At 57.5% G+C, this 16,342-nt stretch carries 13 protein-coding genes and 1 riboswitch; of the genes, 4 read left to right on the top strand and 9 right to left on the bottom strand.

Translation table 11 applies throughout. The features are described from left to right. Positions 1-395 precede the first annotated feature (395 nt). The 6 genes from PCE31106_RS22060 to PCE31106_RS22035 form a co-directional block, all read right to left on the bottom strand. A protein-coding gene (locus PCE31106_RS22060; RefSeq protein WP_437343841.1) for an IS3 family transposase occupies positions 396-1,495 on the bottom strand; the annotation gives its coding sequence in 2 pieces (ribosomal slippage) (positions 396-1,240 and positions 1,240-1,495; 1,101 coding nt in all). 129 nt (positions 1,496-1,624) lie between these two features. Continuing rightward, a complete protein-coding gene (locus PCE31106_RS22055; RefSeq protein WP_150564666.1) occupies positions 1,625-4,657 on the bottom strand; it encodes a type I restriction endonuclease subunit R in 3,033 nt (1,010 codons plus the stop codon). A gap of 35 nt (positions 4,658-4,692) precedes the next feature. Next, entirely contained in the window at positions 4,693-5,295 is a 603-nt protein-coding gene (locus tag PCE31106_RS22050) for a hypothetical protein (protein WP_150564665.1), read from the bottom strand. A gap of 16 nt (positions 5,296-5,311) precedes the next feature. Then, positions 5,312-6,655 (bottom strand): restriction endonuclease subunit S, encoded by a 1,344-nt coding sequence (locus PCE31106_RS22045; protein ID WP_150564664.1) that lies wholly within the window; start codon positions 6,653-6,655, stop codon positions 5,312-5,314. Further along, the gene (locus PCE31106_RS22040; RefSeq protein ID WP_150564663.1) at positions 6,655-8,892 is read right to left on the bottom strand and encodes a type I restriction-modification system subunit M; all 2,238 of its coding nucleotides are present in this window, start codon (positions 8,890-8,892) and stop codon (positions 6,655-6,657) included. The genes PCE31106_RS22045 and PCE31106_RS22040 overlap by 1 nt, the downstream gene beginning before the upstream one ends. Positions 8,893-8,928: 36 nt before the next feature. After that, positions 8,929-9,828: a helix-turn-helix transcriptional regulator gene (locus PCE31106_RS22035; protein WP_150564672.1), complete on the bottom strand. Its 900-nt coding sequence runs from the start codon at positions 9,826-9,828 to the stop codon at positions 8,929-8,931. 479 nt (positions 9,829-10,307) lie between these two features. Beyond that, positions 10,308-10,413: riboswitch (SAM-I-IV-variant riboswitch) on the top strand. A 29-nt stretch (positions 10,414-10,442) separates the two neighbouring features. On the opposite strand from PCE31106_RS22035, the gene PCE31106_RS22030 reads away from it, so the two are divergent. From PCE31106_RS22030 to PCE31106_RS22020, 3 genes are all read left to right on the top strand, one after another. Continuing rightward, positions 10,443-10,871, top strand: a complete 429-nt coding sequence (locus tag PCE31106_RS22030) for a DUF3293 domain-containing protein (RefSeq protein WP_150564662.1) — start codon at positions 10,443-10,445, stop codon at positions 10,869-10,871. A gap of 119 nt (positions 10,872-10,990) precedes the next feature. Then, positions 10,991-12,139: a methionine adenosyltransferase gene (gene metK / locus PCE31106_RS22025; RefSeq protein WP_150564661.1), complete on the top strand. Its 1,149-nt coding sequence runs from the start codon at positions 10,991-10,993 to the stop codon at positions 12,137-12,139. Positions 12,140-12,218: 79 nt separating this feature from the next. Further along, positions 12,219-13,364 carry an ADP-ribosylglycohydrolase family protein gene (locus PCE31106_RS22020; RefSeq protein ID WP_150564660.1) on the top strand — a complete coding sequence of 382 codons (1,146 nt, stop codon included), beginning with the start codon at positions 12,219-12,221 and terminating at the stop codon, positions 13,362-13,364. Positions 13,365-13,516: 152 nt separating this feature from the next. Here the strand turns inward: PCE31106_RS22020 and PCE31106_RS22015 are convergent, their stop codons facing one another. Further along, the gene (locus tag PCE31106_RS22015) at positions 13,517-13,747 is read right to left on the bottom strand and encodes a helix-turn-helix domain-containing protein (protein ID WP_254441253.1); all 231 of its coding nucleotides are present in this window, start codon (positions 13,745-13,747) and stop codon (positions 13,517-13,519) included. 45 nt (positions 13,748-13,792) lie between these two features. Between PCE31106_RS22015 and PCE31106_RS22010 the strand changes: the two genes are divergently transcribed. Beyond that, positions 13,793-14,266, top strand: coding sequence for a hypothetical protein (locus PCE31106_RS22010; protein WP_150564659.1), 474 nt, complete (start codon positions 13,793-13,795; stop codon positions 14,264-14,266). Between the two features lie 300 nt (positions 14,267-14,566). Here PCE31106_RS22010 and PCE31106_RS24420 read toward each other — a convergent pair whose 3' ends face one another. Together PCE31106_RS24420 and PCE31106_RS22000 are read right to left on the bottom strand one after the other, a co-directional pair. Continuing rightward, positions 14,567-14,803 carry a helix-turn-helix transcriptional regulator gene (locus tag PCE31106_RS24420; RefSeq protein WP_254441251.1) on the bottom strand — a complete coding sequence of 79 codons (237 nt, stop codon included), beginning with the start codon at positions 14,801-14,803 and terminating at the stop codon, positions 14,567-14,569. 258 nt (positions 14,804-15,061) lie between these two features. Then, on the bottom strand, positions 15,062-16,180 hold the full coding sequence (locus PCE31106_RS22000) for a Fic family protein (protein WP_150564657.1): 1,119 nt from the start codon (positions 16,178-16,180) through the stop codon (positions 15,062-15,064). Between the last annotated feature and the right edge of the window lie 162 nt (positions 16,181-16,342).

Raw genomic sequence — 16,342 nt, 5'->3', positions numbered from 1 at the left:
CCTTTACGCGGATCGATTCGTTCGACCGTCCGTGTAATTCTCAACTCGCCTTGAACACGGAAATTCTGACACCCCCTTTTTGAGAGCAACCGAGGCCACCCGAAAGGTGGCCTCAGCTTATTTCAGTGCTGCAAAGACAACAACGCTCCTCGGCTAACCTATCGCTCCTAGTGACCCGCAGCGTCCTTAACCTTCACATATTGAAGCGCAGCAATACAAGCTTCTAAGTCCGCCTCAAGGTCGTCCGACATGGAGCCCAACTCGAGCGCCCAGTCAGGCTTGAGTTCATAAAGGGCATTAGCTGGCCCGCCGTGGGTCTGCCTCCCCCCTGGCCGCATCAAGCCGCGCCCACTGCTCCTCCCATGACCTCCCCCCGCTTAACCGAGCACCTTGACCTAGAGATTTCCGGCGTCAAGGTGTGCGAGTCGGAACTCGCCCGGAGTCAAATCGCCTAGCGAGCTATGCGGTCTGAAGTCGTTGTAGTCCTGTCGCCAGTCCTCGATCTTTTCACGAGCGTCGTCCAATGACAGAAACCAATGCACGTTCAGGCATTCATCCCGGAAACTGCCATTGAACGACTCGATGAACGGATTGTCCGTGGGTTTGCCTGGCCGAGAGAAATCCAAGGTTACGCCATTTTCATACGCCCAGTGATCTAGCGCATGCGAAATGAATTCGCTTCCGTTATCGACCTGTATGCGTTTCGGTGTACCGCGCAGCGCTTTCAGATGCCCCATTGTGGCCACCACATCTGCCGCCTTCAAGGCATAATCGACGGTAATCGCCAAGCTCTCCCGACTAAAATTATCGACCACAGTTAAGGCCCGGATTTTCTGCCCGTTGAACAGCTGATCGGCCACGAAATCCATGCTCCAACAGGCATTCACGGTAGAGATTTCAGGGCGCTCCATGCGATGTGCTGCGGCAACACGACGGCGTGGTCGCTTACGCCGCAGATTCAACCATTCCTCGCAGTAGATCCGGTACGTCTTCTTGTGATTGATCAGCCAGCCTTCGCGTCGCAGCAGGACATGAATGCGCTCCACGCCGTAACGTATTCGCGTCTGGGCGATCTCCCGGATACGTCGTCGCTCAGCACGGTCATCGCGCGGGTGAGGTTGATAAAAATACGTGGCCTGACGCAACTGCAGCACCGCCGTCGCGCGCCGAATGCTCACCCGATACGCCTGCATCAAAAAGTCAGCCAGCTCGCGCTTACGGGCCGGCTTCACAGCTTTTTTTGCACCACCTCCTGCAGCATCTGCTTGTCCAGACTGAGGTCGGCCACCATGCGCTTGAGCCGTGCGTTTTCCTCTTCCAGCTGTTTCAGCCGCCGCAGCTCGGAAACGCCGAGGCCGCCGTACGTTTTCTTCCAGTTGTAGAACGTGGCTTCCGAAATACCCATCTTCCGGCACACTTCTGCCACCATGGTACCCACTTCGGCTTGCTTCAGTGCGAACGCAATCTGCTCTTCGGTGTACTTCGATCTTTTCATTGCAAATCCCCTGCCCGTCAGGGCTTCAAATTTGCCAGAAATCTCTAGTTTTGGATGCTACGGTTTTTCGGGGGGAGGTCACAAATCATTTGCTGTTGCAGCTCGATTTTTGCGAGATTGAGTGTCATATCAATTCTCCGCCGACTTAACTTGTTGGTACACGGCACGCATCAGGTGGCTCGCAGCAACATTCCTAAACGCCTCGTCATTCATCAGGCGAACAAAGATTTCTTCGTTGCCGTCCATACGCTCAATAAACAGGTTCTCGAGCTGCTTGTTGAATACCGGCTCGAAGTTTTCGATGCTGTTGGCCATGACCGCTTGTCGCAACTGCTCATTGGCCACGGCGGTTTCGCGGACTTGATCGAAGAAGAGCTGATCGGCTGGGGTGAATTCTGTTCCGAAGCGCTCATTGAGCTTGCCAACCAAGGTCGAAAGCTGCACATCCTCGTCTGCTTGACCTGTGCCCACATCGGTCGGGCCGTCAAGCGCATCCACCTCGCCCGCCTTGAGATCAATTGCCCCCTCGCTGATTTTTTGCAGGCGGTAGTACTTGAGCTCGACTTCATCGTCGACCTGCACCGTCCGGTTGTCCGTCGTGCGCGGCAGCTTGGTCAGCAGGAAACGGGCATAGGTGTATAGCTTCTCGTGATCGGAGTCCTGGTAAGGCACGATCTGAGAAACAAAGCTGTACAGATTGCGGAAGCTGACCAGTTGCCCCTTGAACAGGCTCTGGTCTTCTTCCCCGAGTTTCTTGAATCGCTCAATCGCCAGATCGAGCAGGCCATTCAATTTCTTGTGCTCGCCGCCAGTGGGGGTCAGCCGGTTGCGGAACCAAATCTCGCACCAAGCGCTGACCTCTGCCTCGGTGTAAATCTTCCAGCCAGCCAGCGTATGTGCCAGCGTGTTGAGCTGTTGCGGATCGGTGTCGTCGCCCTTGTCCGTTGTCTCGTAATAGGGCTTGAACGCGGTGTAGATGTCCGCAGGCTCGTTGACAAAATCGAGCACGAAAGTGTCGGTCTTGCCTCGTGTCGTGCGATTCAGGCGCGACAGTGTCTGTACCGCCTGGATGCCGGATAAGCGCTTGTCGACGTATAAGCTGTGCAACAGTGGCTGGTCAAAGCCCGTCTGGTACTTCTCGGCCACCAGCAAGACTTGGTATTCCTCGGTGTTGAACTTCTCCGGCAGCTCGGATTCCTTGATGCCGTTGTTCATGCTCACCTCGGTGAATTTCTTGTCAGCGAACTCTTTGAGCGTGATTTCGCCGGAGAAAGCCACCAGCGATTTCACGTCGGTGTAGCCCTTGTCCTTGATGTACTTGTCGAACCCCAGCTTGTAGCGCACGGCGTGCTCGCGCGAGCCGGTCACCACCATCGCTTTGGCCCGACCGCCAATCTTGTGGCGGGTATGGGTACGGAAGTGCTCAACGATCACTTCGACCTTCTGCGCGATCTCGTAGTCGTGAAACTCGACGAACCGCGCCAGTGCGCGGGCGGCCTTGCGGCGCGGTACCTCGGGATCAGCCTCCACCTTCTGGATCAGCCTGTAGTAACGCTTGTAGCAGGTGTAGTGCGCCAGCACGTCGTGAATGAAGCCTTCCTCGATGGCTTGCCGCATGCTGTAGTGGTGGAACGGCGCTTTGCCGTTGGGGCCGGGCTCATTGAAAACGACCAGGGTCTTGAACTTGGGCGTTGCGGTGAAGGCAAAGAAACTCAAGTTGGGCTGTTTGGCGCGCTTGAGTTGTTCACGCAGTAGCTCCTTCTTCGCCTCTTCGCTCAAGGCATCGTCGTCCATATCCAGCAACTGCTCGGCAATGGCGGATTCAATGCCGTCCTTGTTCAAGATCTTGCGCAGCTCCATCGCGGTTTCACCACTTTGCGAACTGTGGGCCTCGTCCACGATCACCGCGAAACGCTTGCCCGCTGTCGAGATGGCCACCCCTTTGCCGTTGGCCTCCATCGTGCGGATCGCTTGGGTGATGAAGGGGAATTTCTGGATCGTGGAAATGATGACCGGCACACCATCGGCCAGCGCCTTCGCCAATTGCTGCGTGTTTTCGTCGATCTTCTGCACCACGCCCAGCTTGTGTTCAAACTGGAAGATGGTGTCTTGCAGCTGCTGATCGAGCACACGCCGGTCGGTGATCACCACCACCGAATGAAAAATCTTCTCGTTGTTGGCGTCGTGCAGGCTGGAGAGCCGGTGCGCCAGCCAAGCAATCGAATTCGATTTGCCCGAGCCAGCGGAATGCTGGATCAAGTAGTTGTGCCCTGAACCATGTGCTTGGGCGTGGTCGGTGAGTGCCCGAACCGCGTCCAACTGGTGGTAGCGCGGGAAGATCATCGACTCCTTGCGGTGGCGCTTGATGCCTTTTTCGGTGACGACGGTCTTTTCCTCGACATCCAGATGGATGAAGCGGGCGAGGATGTCCATCAGGCTGTCACGGGTCAACGCCTTGTGCCAAAGGTAGGCGGTACGCACATCCCCTGCCGCTGGCGGGTTACCCGCGCCGTTCTCCTGCCCCAGGTTGAAGGGCAGGAAGAACGTGTCTTTGCCTTCCAGCTTGGTGGTCATGAACACCAGCTCGGTATCCACCGCGAAATGCACCAAGCAACGCTGCTTGAAGGCGAACAACAGCTCCTTGGGGTCGCGCTCAAATCGATACTGATACTTCCCGTTCTCCACGTTCCAGTGTGTGGCCGACATCGGGTTCTTCAGCTCCAGCGTGGCCACGGGCAAGCCATTCACCGCCAACACCACGTCAGGGATGGCCCCGCTCTTGGTGTTCACCTGCCGCACGATGGTCAGGCGGTTGTCGTCGTAACGCTCGGTACTTGCGGGGTCGAGCCCGGTGTTGGGCGCAAAGTAGGCCAGCCGCACCGTCTTGCCCACGCACTTGAAACCCTCGCGCAAGATCGCCAGGGCTCCTTTGGCGGCAAGCTCCTTCACCAAACTGTCCAGCAGCATCGCTGGCGCTTTGACCGCGTCGAGCTGGGTCAGGCGCGTCCAAATCTTGGGCTGCGTCTTCTGCACAAAGGCGACGACATCCTCCGGGAATAGCGCGGTTTCCGGGTCGTAGGTGTTGGGGTCACCGTTCTCGTAGCCACCGCTGCTGATCAGCGCGTGCTCGATGTCGTTTTCAAAGTCGATTTCTTTGTGCATCTTTCTCGCCCTTTAAATGTGTTGGATTCGGCCTGTTAGCGAATCACCTCAATATTGCTGTTTTCCAAATCCGCCAGCGCCATGTCATTGAGGTCGGCATACCGATAGTGGCGTATCGTGTGATCGCGCTGCAGGTACTTGCCATCCGCATCTAGATACGGAGTCGGGTCTGGATGATTGCTCAGCACGTACTTGGTGGCCTGAATCGCACTGCGCTTGGTGGTGTAGGCATTGATGGTGGCATGCAGCGCCTTGAGCCAATCCACACTCGCTTTCAACTGATCCGGCACGTCATGCGGAATGCTCTCTGACTTGAACTCAAGGCAGTACACATGCAGTTTGCTTTTACGCAGGTTGAACACCACGAAGTCACAGCGCTTCGACCAGGGCTTGGCGGAATCGTCCAGGAAGTGAAATAGCGGCAGTGACGAGCCATTCTTCTTGGCGTCCAGCTTGATCACCAAGGTCTCGCCCGTGGCCTGCAGGTTCACCTTGTATTCAATGGGCTTGCTTCCGCTTTGACCGAAAACCTTCTCCTTCAACACCACCTCGCCAGCACTGGCCTGCGGCTCGCCGTAGTGGTTGGTATTCAGATAGGACTTTAGACAATTGAAATACCCCTGCGCGTTCAACGCCATTTGGATCTGCCTCCATTCATAAGGCCATCCCTTCGGCGGGCTGCGGAATTTCAAAACCACGCACGTCAATTTTTCCGCTGACGGCATTGGTGATCAAAGCAGCACGGTATTCGGTTAATCGATCAATAACGGACTGCACTTTCTTGCATTGAGCATCAATTGCATCAGTAGCCTTGTCGAGATAATTGACGATGGCTGCTTGCGCCTCCTCTGACGGTAGCGCTATTTCAAAATCCCCCAGCGTCTGCGTTGTAAGCTGATTGATTGTTGACGTAAGAAATCGACCAGATTGGAATTTGAAAAGCGTCGAGTTAAGGACGTAGTACAAGAATCTGGCATGCTTTGACCTTAAAACAGTCATAAACGCACCGAATGCTTGGTTGCTAACTTCTTCAGTCAGCAATGCGCACTTTCCAATAAGCGCGCGACTACCATTTCGCGAACAAATCAGAATATCATCTACCTTTGTTACGATCTTCCTTGGTATATCACAGCTGACATAAACACAGTCGTCAAGTGATATTTTTCCATCCTGAACATTTGAAGATCGCAAAACAAGGGTTCCACGATCGCTCACAACATCATCTGGGGAATAAGTTAGCCCAAGGATTAGCTCACCTAAAAACTTGACCCTGGTTTCCTTCCAGTCTTGCGGGATTGAACCAAGCCACTCAACTTTCGAGTCCTTCATCGACACCGATGGATCTAGCCCCTTGGTGACGGCATGGCTGATCAACGCAGTGCGCTTTTCGGCTAGCTTGTCGAGCAGAGCCTGTTGCTTAGTGATCTGGGCATCAAATTGTGCGGTTTTGAAATCGAGGAATCGGGCAATGGATCGCTGCTCGTCCAAAGGTGGTTCTACGGCTGGAATCCGAACAAGGTCACTGGCATTGATGGCTGGATAGCTGACGCCGACCGAATTAGCGACCACCTCACCGACAAATCCATTGGATTGCAGCAAATAGCCTGCAAAGCCAGAATGAAGGTTTTCTTTGGGGCGAATAACCGCAAAGCCGGTTGAAACGACCATATATTCTGGCGGCTCGCAAATAGGCGCGATTGCCTTGAGATATGTCCGAACGGTGGAAACGATAATGTCGCCATCCTTTACTTTTCTCCTTGCACGGGATGGTGCCTTCTCAAATAGCATTGTCTCGGTTTTTTCAATCCCTTTCGTCAGTGTGACACTTGAAATATCTACGTAGTCGATTTCCAAGTCAGGATCAGTTCGCTCATCAAGTGCCTCATCGTTATGTGTGGCCACATTTTTTATTCGCTTGAAATCCCAATGCTCTGGTATTTCCTTTAGCCAAGCGCAGCGAGTCGGTTTGTATTTCTTGTACTGGGGATAAAGCGCCATCACACCACCTCACTCAGCATAGCCATGATGTCTTTTTCCAGCTGGCTAATTTCGCCTGCAATTTCTTCCAGCGGGCGCGGCGGCTGGTAGACGTAAAAATGCCGAGTGAGCGGAATTTCGTAGCCAACCTTGGTCTTGCTGTAGTCAATCCACGCATCGGCAACGTGTGGCAGAACTTCTGCCTTGAGGTAGTCTTCACAGTGGTCTTTGACCAGTACCAACAGTTTGTCGTGTCCAGTTTCGTTGTCGTAGCCCAGCGGCAGCGGCAAGGCAATGTCTTCCGGCAATGCCACGATTTCTGTGTCGCGCAGTTCGGCATCCGGTTCAGGGTTGCCTTTGGCATCCAGACAAATGTCGGCCTTGGGGTCGCGCTCGGATAGCGCAGACAGGATGGCCTTCTTGATCGGCGCACCGACCTTGATACCGGCCTTTTTCAAGGCGACTTCGAGCACCGACTCGAATGCGGGACGATTGCGGTAGAGCGTTTCACCGCCCGTGCCTTCCAGAGCTGCCTTGATCGCCGCTTGTGTTTCTTGCCCTGCTGCAATTTCGGCGCGATAGGCTGCATCGTCCTTGCGCTTCTTGCTGCTCGCCAGATTGGCGAAAGCACTCTGCTCATCCAGCTTGGCAATGCGTTGGGCGCTGACCTGGAAGTTCAAGCGCAGCGGGCGTTCCACGGCGATTTTGAGGAAGCCGAACTCGCGGTTATTGAAGAGCTTGCTGCAAACCCGACGTTCAGGCTTGCCGTCCACCAACACTTCGCTTTCCGCATCGCGGTCGTGCTCCGCGTACAGGCGCACCAATTCCTTAATGTGGTCATCGGAGAGCTCATTGCGCTTGTTGCCCAAGCTCTTGTCCATCTTCTTGAAATGGCGCGTGCCGTCGATCAACTGCACCTTGCCCTGGCGATGAGGGGGTTTCTTGTTGTTAACGATCCAGATGTAGGTATAGATGCCCGTGTTGTAGAACATCTGGTCTGGCATAGCGACAATGGCGTCCAGCATGTCGCGCTCGATGATCCAGCGGCGAATATTGGACTCGCCCGATCCGGCATCACCGGTGAACAGGGGTGAGCCATTGAACACGATGGCGATTTTGGAGCCGTCGCCACCGACGTTCTTGCCATCGACCAGCTTGGGTGGCTGGTGCATCTTGGAAATCATGTGCTGCAAAAAGAGCAGCGAGCCGTCGTTGATGCGTGGCAGGCCAGCGCCAAAACGGCCAGAGAAGCCTTGGTCTTCGTACTCCTCGCGAACGAAATCTTCTTCCGGCTTCCACTCCACGCCAAAGGGCGGGTTGGCCAACATGTAGTGGAATTTCTTGTCCGGGTGGCCGTCGTGCGGCACAAAGCCGTTGGTCTTGTTCTTGGCGTCCTTGATGCCCAGGGTGTCGCCATAGATCAGGTTGTTGATCGGCTCATCCTTAATCAGCAGGTCGGAGCAGCAGATGGCGTATGACTCGGGGTTGTATTCCTGGCCGAACAGCTCGATATGTGCGTCCGGGTTCAGCCCGCTTGTGAAGCCGTCGCCACAGATGAACTTCTCCGATTCGGACAACATACCGCCAGTGCCCGCTGTGGGGTCATACACGCTGCGGTAGATTCCTTTTTCGTAGATGCCGTCCTCGCCGGTGAACAGCAACTGCACCATCAGGCGAATGACTTCACGCGGGGTGAAGTGATCCCCGGCCTCTTCGTTGGCTTGCTCATTGAATTTCCGCACCAGCTCTTCGAACAGGTAGCCCATCTGCAAATTGCTGATGGCCTTGGGCGAGAGGTTGACGTCTGCGGAGCAGAACTCTTTGATGATCAGGAAAAGCCGGTTCGCCTCGTCCAGCTTGGCGATCTCGGTTTCAAACTCGAACTTGTCGAAGATGTCGCGGGCGCGCGGCGAGAATCCCTGGATGTAGGCGATCAAGTTGCCAGCGATGTTGGGAGCATCGCCAAGCAGCTTCTCAAACGTGAAGCCGCTCGTGTTGAACAGCTCCTGCTTGCGGTCGGTGGCGGCGATGCGGGACAGCGCCTTTTCCAGCGCAGGGCCGGTGATGCCTTTGTCTTCCAGGCGCTTCTTTTCATCCAGCACCTTCTGCTTGTTTTCGGCCAGCACCAGATCGAAGCGACGCAGAACAATCAGCGGCAGCATCACGCGGCGGTACTGCGGCGGACGGTAGGGGCCGCGCAGCTTGTTGGCGATATTCCAGATGAAGCCGACTAGGCTTTGGTGTTGTGCGTTTTGCATGGGTGGTTCCTGAATACTGTTTAAATTCGTCGTTTGCTATTTCTTCACCGCGCTGACCGGTGGCCGATACCCCGGTGCGAGCTTTGCGTTTTCGACGCCATACAAAGCCAGCGGGTCGCTGAGCCAGAGGCGGTACTGTTCTTCTTTAAGGCTGTGGTCGGGCGACGCATCGACGCTCCAGCGCAGGAGCATGTAGCCCGCGACTGCAGCGCGCACACGCATTCGTATCGAGCCATCGGCCATCCCGTAGTCCATCTTGATGATCTCGGGGCGGGCGAGGCGCGGGTGCGGCACCAAGTCCAACTCCACGATCCGTGTCCACTGAATGTCGTTGTCCGGGCGCTCGTTGGCCTTGGGTTCTTCATCGACCAAGGTCGGCGCTTCGATGCGGGTGACGACAAAGTCGCGGAATTCGCCGGACATGCGGTCAAACGCCCGAACGTGCCAGCGCAGGCCGGTGTCAATCAGCGCAAACGGAACGATGACCCGCTCGGACTCTCCGTTGCTCATTGAGTGGTAGCGAATCGCCACCGGGCGCTTGGCATGGATGGCGCGGCAGATCGGAGCCAGTACGTCCATCCGAGGGCAACTCAGCGCCGCAGGGGACTCGCAGGGCAACAGCGGCTGCGAGTCGACGCTCACTCCATCGCCAAACCCAAGAGCGAGCGCCGACAAGACACGCTGCGTCGCGTGCTCGAAGATCGGGGAGAACGCCTTGCCGATGCGGTAGATCTTGTTGCTACCGTCGAACTCGATGTTCTGTGGCGCGATTTCTCGGTACAGCGCCAGATCGCGCGTTGCACCGGCAGGAGCCACCCCAAAGCGGTTCGCCAAGTCTGGACGGCCGATTTCACCCACGAAGTACAGGCGGAAGTCGATGTAAGCGAGCCGCTCCCGCTGGGCATGGCTCATGCTCTCGACGCGTTGGGGATACATGGTCAGGCGATCCTCAACCGCCGCAAACGACGGATGGACCGAAACCAACTTCATGTTTGCTCATTTATGGATGCCAAATATCATCAAAATGATGACATTATGCATCCAGGGTCAGGGTTGAGCAAGCGGTCAAATCGTCGAATCGACGGACTCAAGGGCAAGGCGTTACTATCTGGTTCTGAAAGCGGACGCGGGTTCGGTTCCGTTTTCCACCGCTCGCGGACAATCAGGCGAAACATTGCTAATCCGTTCGAAATCCGGGACATTCATTCGGATGACTGATGGGAATCGAACCCTTCTCCGCCCATTACGCCGACCAACTCACACTGACGCGACACGCGGCTTGGAACCTCGGGATTTGGGCCCGACTTCTAGATCGGTGGCACCCTTGAGCGTCCGGCGGCCACTGCCGACAAAAGCGCCGCTCGCGACGACCATGATACAACGCTTGACAAAAATGACGCGCGCATGATTGAATCACGACTCATCTTGAATTGGGTCGACGCCCAAGCCAACCTGCCTTCCCGGGCAAGGTGGATCGCGAAAGCGGATGTGGCTCTAAACAGAGCAACTATTCGGGCAATGCGTCGACCCTCCTATTATCGGAGGGTTTTTTGTTTCCAGACTCAGACATTCCACGCGAAACGATCCAGGCCTATCTGGAGACGTATTACCACGTATCGGGCGACACGCCGACGAAACTGCAAGTCGGTCAGTTCAATCCAACGCTCGCCGCACTACACGACGCCCACCAAGTCGCGACTAGCGCGTTCATCACAGCGTGCAATCCTTTTAGCCAGGACCTTGGCGCCGAAGCCAATGCCGCACGGCAGGCAACGCTGGCCCACGAACTCGAGCAACTTGGCCTTACGTACATCAACGGCATCGGCCAACATGCGTCCAACGACTGGCCTGGCGAAGCCAGTTTCCTCGTGCTAGGCCTGACACTCGACATCGCGAAATCGTTGGGTGAGAAACACGGACAAAACGCGATCATCTGGTGCGCCTCCAACGCCATGCCTCAACTGATTCTCTTGCGCTGACACGAATTCGATGCGCGATTTGCGGCTGGTCTGCCGCCCATCAGGGAAAGGACCGGGGGGATTTGATCCGGATTGCCGCCCCCGACACGTTGTCGAATGCGGCTAAACAGGAGATATGTATGTCTGTCCAAAATGGGCTTTTTTCCTCGGAATCCGTGTCCGAGGGCCATCCCGATAAACTCGCCGATCGTATTTCCGACCGCATCCTCGATGCCTTCCTGGCTCGGGATCGTCACGCACGCGTCGCCTGCGAGACCCTGCTAGCGGATCAGTGCGTGGTTGTCGCGGGCGAATTCAAGACCCGGCACGCCGCCGATTTTCAGGCGGTGCGGGACTGCGCTGAGAACGTGGTGCGCGAGGTGCTTCGCGACGCAGGCTACAGCGATCCCAACACCGGCATCGATCCGCAGCACTGCGAAATCCAGATCCGCTTCAATGCTCAGTCTCAGGACATCAGCCAGGGCGTCGATCGCGCAAACGGCGTGCTGGGTGCTGGCGACCAGGGACTGATGTTCGGTTACGCCACTGACGAGACTCCTGAACTCATGCCTGCGCCGATCGTGTACGCGCATCGGCTCGTGCAGCGCCAAGCCGAACTCAGGAAGCGCGGCACACTGCCCTGGCTTCAGCCGGATGCAAAGTCGCAGGTGACCTTTCGCTACGTCGATGGGCGGCCGACGCAGATCGAGGCCGTAGTGCTGTCAACGCAGCACGATGAATGCATCGAACTCGACGCGCTACGTGATGCTGTACAGAAGCATGTGATCGAGCCGGTAATTCCCGAGCATTTGCGCGCCAGCGGATTCCGCGTCCTAATCAACCCCACGGGACGCTTCGTCACTGGTGGCCCGAAGGGCGATGCCGGGTTGACGGGCCGCAAGATCATTGTCGACACCTACGGAGGGGCCGCACCGCACGGTGGTGGCGCGTTCTCAGGCAAGGATCCATCAAAGGTAGACCGCTCGGCAGCCTATATGGCTCGCTTCCTTGCCAAGCAGGTGGTAGCGCGCGGCTGGGCGAGGCGAGCTCTGGTCCAACTGGCCTATGCGATCGGCGTAGCGGAACCGGTGAGCTTCGCGGTCGAGACCTACGGCACCGAAACTGGGGCCCGGCGAGATATCACCGCCGAACTGGCGCGCGAATTCGACTTGCGCCCGCAAGGCATTATTGAAACCTTGGATCTGCTCCGCCCTATCTACTACCCCACCGCGGCATATGGGCATTTTGGCCGGGAAGATTTGGCATTGCCTTGGGAGGCTGTACGGTAATGCATCGGCTTCGGCCGTACTTGCGTGAAATACTCGAAAAAAACGCCGGCGCTCGCCCCCGGCCACTCAAGGAGCTGAAATGGACACAACGAAAACCATTGATCTGCCGCCCAACGTCGCCCCGGCCTCCAGCCTGAGCGCACTGAACCGCTTCAACGGTTGCCTGCTCGGCGGCGCCGTGGGGGACGCACTGGGCGCGCCCGTCGAATTCTTATCCCGCGCGGAAATCCTGGAGGCGTTCGGGCCGCAGGGGATTACGCAGTACGCACCGGCTTACGGCGGCATTGGAACCATCACTGACGATACCCAGATGACGTTGTTTACTGCTGAGGGTTTACTGCGCGCATGGGTCCGCGGAATTACACGGGGCATTGGCAATCATTCGGGAGTCGTTGCGCGGGCCTATTTGCGGTGGCTCCAGACACAGGGGGGCCAGCCCAGCAGGGACCTCGCCTCGGCATCCGACCAGCTTGGGTGGCTCTTCCAGCACGAGGCACTCCACAGCAGGCGTGCACCGGGCAATACTTGCCTGTCGGCGCTACAGGCGATGCGAGAACTGCGCAAGCCGGCAAGCAACAATAGCAAGGGCTGCGGTGGCGTCATGCGCATTGCACCGGTTGGCCTGTACGCCTGCAGCCGGCGCTGGACAGCGGAGCGCACCTTCAAGCTGGGAACCGAGCTCGCCGCGATTACCCATGGCCATCCGACCGGCTCACTGACCGGCGGCGTACTCGCCGTGCTGGTCCACCAGTTGGCGCTCGGCGCGCCGCTGCCCGAAGCCCTAGCGCGCGCGCAGGCCTGCTTGCGCACGCAGCCGGGCAACGAGGAAACCCTGCAATCCATCCAGCAGGCAGAGGAACTGGCCGTCTCCGACATGGCCCCCGAGGATGCGATCGCCTGTCTCGGCGAGGGCTGGGTCGCTGAGGAGGCGTTGGCTGTTTCGATTTACTGCGCCCTGGTCGCGCGCGATTTCCAGCACGGCATCGTCCTGGCCGTGAATCATGATGGCGATTCAGATTCGACCGGCGCTATCACTGGCAATTTGCTGGGCGTACAGCTCGGCATGGAGACGATCCCTGCTGAATGGCTGGAGCCGCTAGAACTTCGCGAGGTTATCACCGAAGTTGCCGACGACTTAGTTGCATTCCGCCAATGGGACATCGGCATCGACACGGCCGACGCAACGTTCGCCGAGCAGATCTGGCGGAAGTATCCGGGGAATTGACCGGAGCGCCACGTTCATGAATCCTCCGCCCAAGGACCTCAAAATCCGAGCCCGTCGCGGTGCGCCTTCCCCATTCCGAATTCGAGTGATGATTCCGAGGATTGCGAAACGTCGGTACTCGCAGATATCTACCGACAAAACGCAACGCTGGCTCAGCCAGAAATCGGCTGAGCGTTCTTCGCTTTGGTGGACGTTGACGTCGCCAAGCACGATTCCTCGTAGGCTTCGATGTCGACCTGCCGGTAAAGCACCCGACCGCAGAGCTTGAGAAATTTTGGGCCGACCCCCTCGCTGCGCAAGCGTTCGAGGCTGGCCTCACTGATTCTCCAGCGGGCGGCCAGCTGCTGTTCGTTCATCACGGGGTATTGCATCTTCTTCTCCATTGCGAATGCGTCCATGACAAACCATTGTGCAGAGGGAGCCAAGCGATGAATAAGCAACGAAAGCGCCAATCAACAACGACATTATTGTCCCGCGACGGGGTCATCACCAGCTGGCGAGCCTCTCTTTTCGTGTATGCCGAGCGCCGGCGCGGTGGACCGCGCGAGCGTAAGGGTCGCGCCTGGCTAGTGGTGGAAGGCGAGTTGACCGAGCCGGTTGCCGGCGTCTCCGGCTATTCGATTCACATGTTTCCCGGCAATGAGCCGTCCGTGGGTCAGTCTGAAATCCCGTCGGTAGGAAGTTTTATTCGCACCAAACCCATGATGGAGGGCGTTATTGAACTGTCGGAGCGCGAGTTTGGATTCATCTCGACGCTCCTCTCTTCGGGTCGGGTCTTGTTCTGCTCAGTGGCATTTCAGCCACCGCGCTACGGACGCGCTCTGATAGCGAGCATCGATTTCAGCAGCGCCCCGCCGACTTCGCCGGAGGAGGCGGACCAGATGGAGGCTAAGGCGAAGTGACCACCTCACTATGTGAAATGCTCGTTTCGTATAGGTGAGCGCCCACAAGGCTGGTGCCTTGGTATCTGTTTCAGAAGGTGGACGCGGATTCGGCCCCGGTGCGCGGGATCGAACTGGCACCCAGCCACGGTACCAGGTTGACGGACCAGTGGCGCCTTGTGCTCGTCGCATTCTTGGCGTGAGATTGTCTTTGCGGACGCGGGTTCAATGTCGTGAATGCGTATCGAACTGGCTGCCGATCTGAAGGGGCCAGTTGATGCCGCCACAAACCCGAAGCGCCCGGCTCAGTCTGCGCCAACATCAAGAAGTGAGGACTTTGGCCGACGTCGAGATACGCAGGCACGACTCCTCGTAGGCTTCGATGTCGGATTGACGGTAGAGAACGCGACCCTGCAGCTTCAGGAACTTGGGGCCAATCCCTTCGCTGCGCCAACGCTCGAGAGTGGCTTCACTGATGTCCCAGCGGGCGGCCAATCTGCATGAAACTGCTTGATCATCCGTAAATTTTGGCCCGTCAATCCTCGGCTTTCGAAGCATTCCGAAGCTTTCTAAAAGTTGCCAAAAATCCGCTTTCGGTCAATGTCGACCGTGGTTACGCGTCGGTCGCCACCCCACCACCAATATTGAAGCCCCAACTGATCCCAGTTGGGGCTTTTTCTTTTCTGGTCTCGTCAGGTCCGGCGCCAGGCGCTCGCGACGCACCAATACATGCGCGCGGCGTCGAGATGACGGTGCATGTCAGCCGATTTCGCCCGACCTCAGGCATTTTTGTCCGGGTCGACTCGACCCTCACCCTCACGATTCGCTCAACTCGTAGCTAGTGCTGCGTCCACCCGCATCCGATTTGCGCAGGACCCCACGGGTCAGCAATTCGGTAACGTCTCGTAGCGCTGTGTCCTGTGAACACTTGGCGATCGCCGCCCATTTGCTGCTGGTGAGCTTACCCTCGAAGCCATCGAGTAGCCGATTGACCACCTTCACCTGTCGCTCGTTCATCGGCGTTGCCGCCCAACGCTGCCAAAACCGAGTCCTGGACAGCACGGCGTCAAGTGTGTGCTGTGCCTGATCGACGGCACGATGCAGTGTCTCGAAGAACCAGGCGAGCCACTCCGTGACATCGAGCGATCGCTTCTGCGTGCGCTCCAGGATGTCGTAGTAGGCCTTGCGGTCGCGCTGGATTTGCGCCGACAGGCTATAAAAGCGCTGGGGACTGCCATCGGCACGGGCCAGAAACAGATCGCCGACCGCACGCGCGATGCAGCCGTTACCATCATCGAACGGGTGCAAGGTGACGAACCACAAGTGCGCAAGCCCTGCCTTGATCAGCGGTGGCTCGTTCGATGCGTTATTGGCCCACTCGATAAAGCGGTCGGTCTCGGTGGGGAGTCGGTCGGCCGGCGGTGCTTCGAAATGCACGTTTTGGCGCCCGAGCGGGCCAGAGACCACCTGCATCGATCCAGAGGCATCGTCTCGCCACCCGCCCACATGGATCCGGGCAAGACCCGAGTAGCCAGTGGGGAAAAGCGCTGCATGCCATCCGAACAAGCGATCCCGGGTGACCCTGGCGTTGCAGTTGGACGTCGCGTCGAGCACCATTTCGACGACGCCTTCCACATGGCGATCCACTGGCGCCAGGGCACCGATGTCGACGCCGAGTCGGCGAGCGATGGAGGAGCGCACGGATTCGACGCTAAGATGTTCCCCCTCGATCTCGCTGGTCTTGATGACGTCCTCCGTCAGCGCCAGCAGACTGGCCTGATCGCGCAACGTCATTCCGACATCGGCCAGGCGCCCCATCAACAGACCCTGGGCGCGGCTGACGTCGGCCAACGACTGGGCCAGACCAGCCAGATGGTAGCGCCAACTTGGCCAGTCGTCCGCCTGCCAGATGTAGGTGTAATCACCGCTTTTCATGCGGAGATTATAGGCCGTATTTGCCGCAACCGCAAATTATTCACCGCAAATTGTGCGGCGATAGTACAGCCTATTCACCGCACCTCTTCCGGGAGCGGTGTCGGGTTCGATGCCTGATCAGGGAATTGAACCGAGCCCGCGATCCGATTATGCGCGATGCCC

It is taken from the genome of Pandoraea cepalis, from assembly GCF_902459665.1.
Classification (GTDB): domain Bacteria; phylum Pseudomonadota; class Gammaproteobacteria; order Burkholderiales; family Burkholderiaceae; genus Pandoraea; species Pandoraea cepalis.
Note: the sequence above shows the minus strand (reverse complement) of the source record. Positions and strands in the feature narration are given on the sequence as shown.

Bases quoted from the DNA above. Each gene is read 5' to 3' on its own strand.
- PCE31106_RS22040 (WP_150564663.1), bottom strand. From the start codon at position 8,892: ATGCAAAACGCACAACACCAAAGCCTAGTCGGCTTCATCTGGAATATC.
- PCE31106_RS22020 (WP_150564660.1), top strand. From the start codon at position 12,219: ATGGACACAACGAAAACCATTGATCTGCCGCCCAACGTCGCCCCGGCC.
- PCE31106_RS22000 (WP_150564657.1), bottom strand. From the start codon at position 16,180: ATGAAAAGCGGTGATTACACCTACATCTGGCAGGCGGACGACTGGCCA.
- PCE31106_RS24420 (WP_254441251.1), bottom strand. From the start codon at position 14,803: ATGCTTCGAAAGCCGAGGATTGACGGGCCAAAATTTACGGATGATCAA.
- metK (WP_150564661.1), top strand. From the start codon at position 10,991: ATGTCTGTCCAAAATGGGCTTTTTTCCTCGGAATCCGTGTCCGAGGGC.
- PCE31106_RS22035 (WP_150564672.1), bottom strand. From the start codon at position 9,828: ATGTATCCCCAACGCGTCGAGAGCATGAGCCATGCCCAGCGGGAGCGG.
- PCE31106_RS22015 (WP_254441253.1), bottom strand. From the start codon at position 13,747: ATGGAGAAGAAGATGCAATACCCCGTGATGAACGAACAGCAGCTGGCC.
- PCE31106_RS22010 (WP_150564659.1), top strand. From the start codon at position 13,793: ATGAATAAGCAACGAAAGCGCCAATCAACAACGACATTATTGTCCCGC.
- PCE31106_RS22045 (WP_150564664.1), bottom strand. From the start codon at position 6,655: ATGGCGCTTTATCCCCAGTACAAGAAATACAAACCGACTCGCTGCGCT.
- PCE31106_RS22050 (WP_150564665.1), bottom strand. From the start codon at position 5,295: ATGGCGTTGAACGCGCAGGGGTATTTCAATTGTCTAAAGTCCTATCTG.
- PCE31106_RS22055 (WP_150564666.1), bottom strand. From the start codon at position 4,657: ATGCACAAAGAAATCGACTTTGAAAACGACATCGAGCACGCGCTGATC.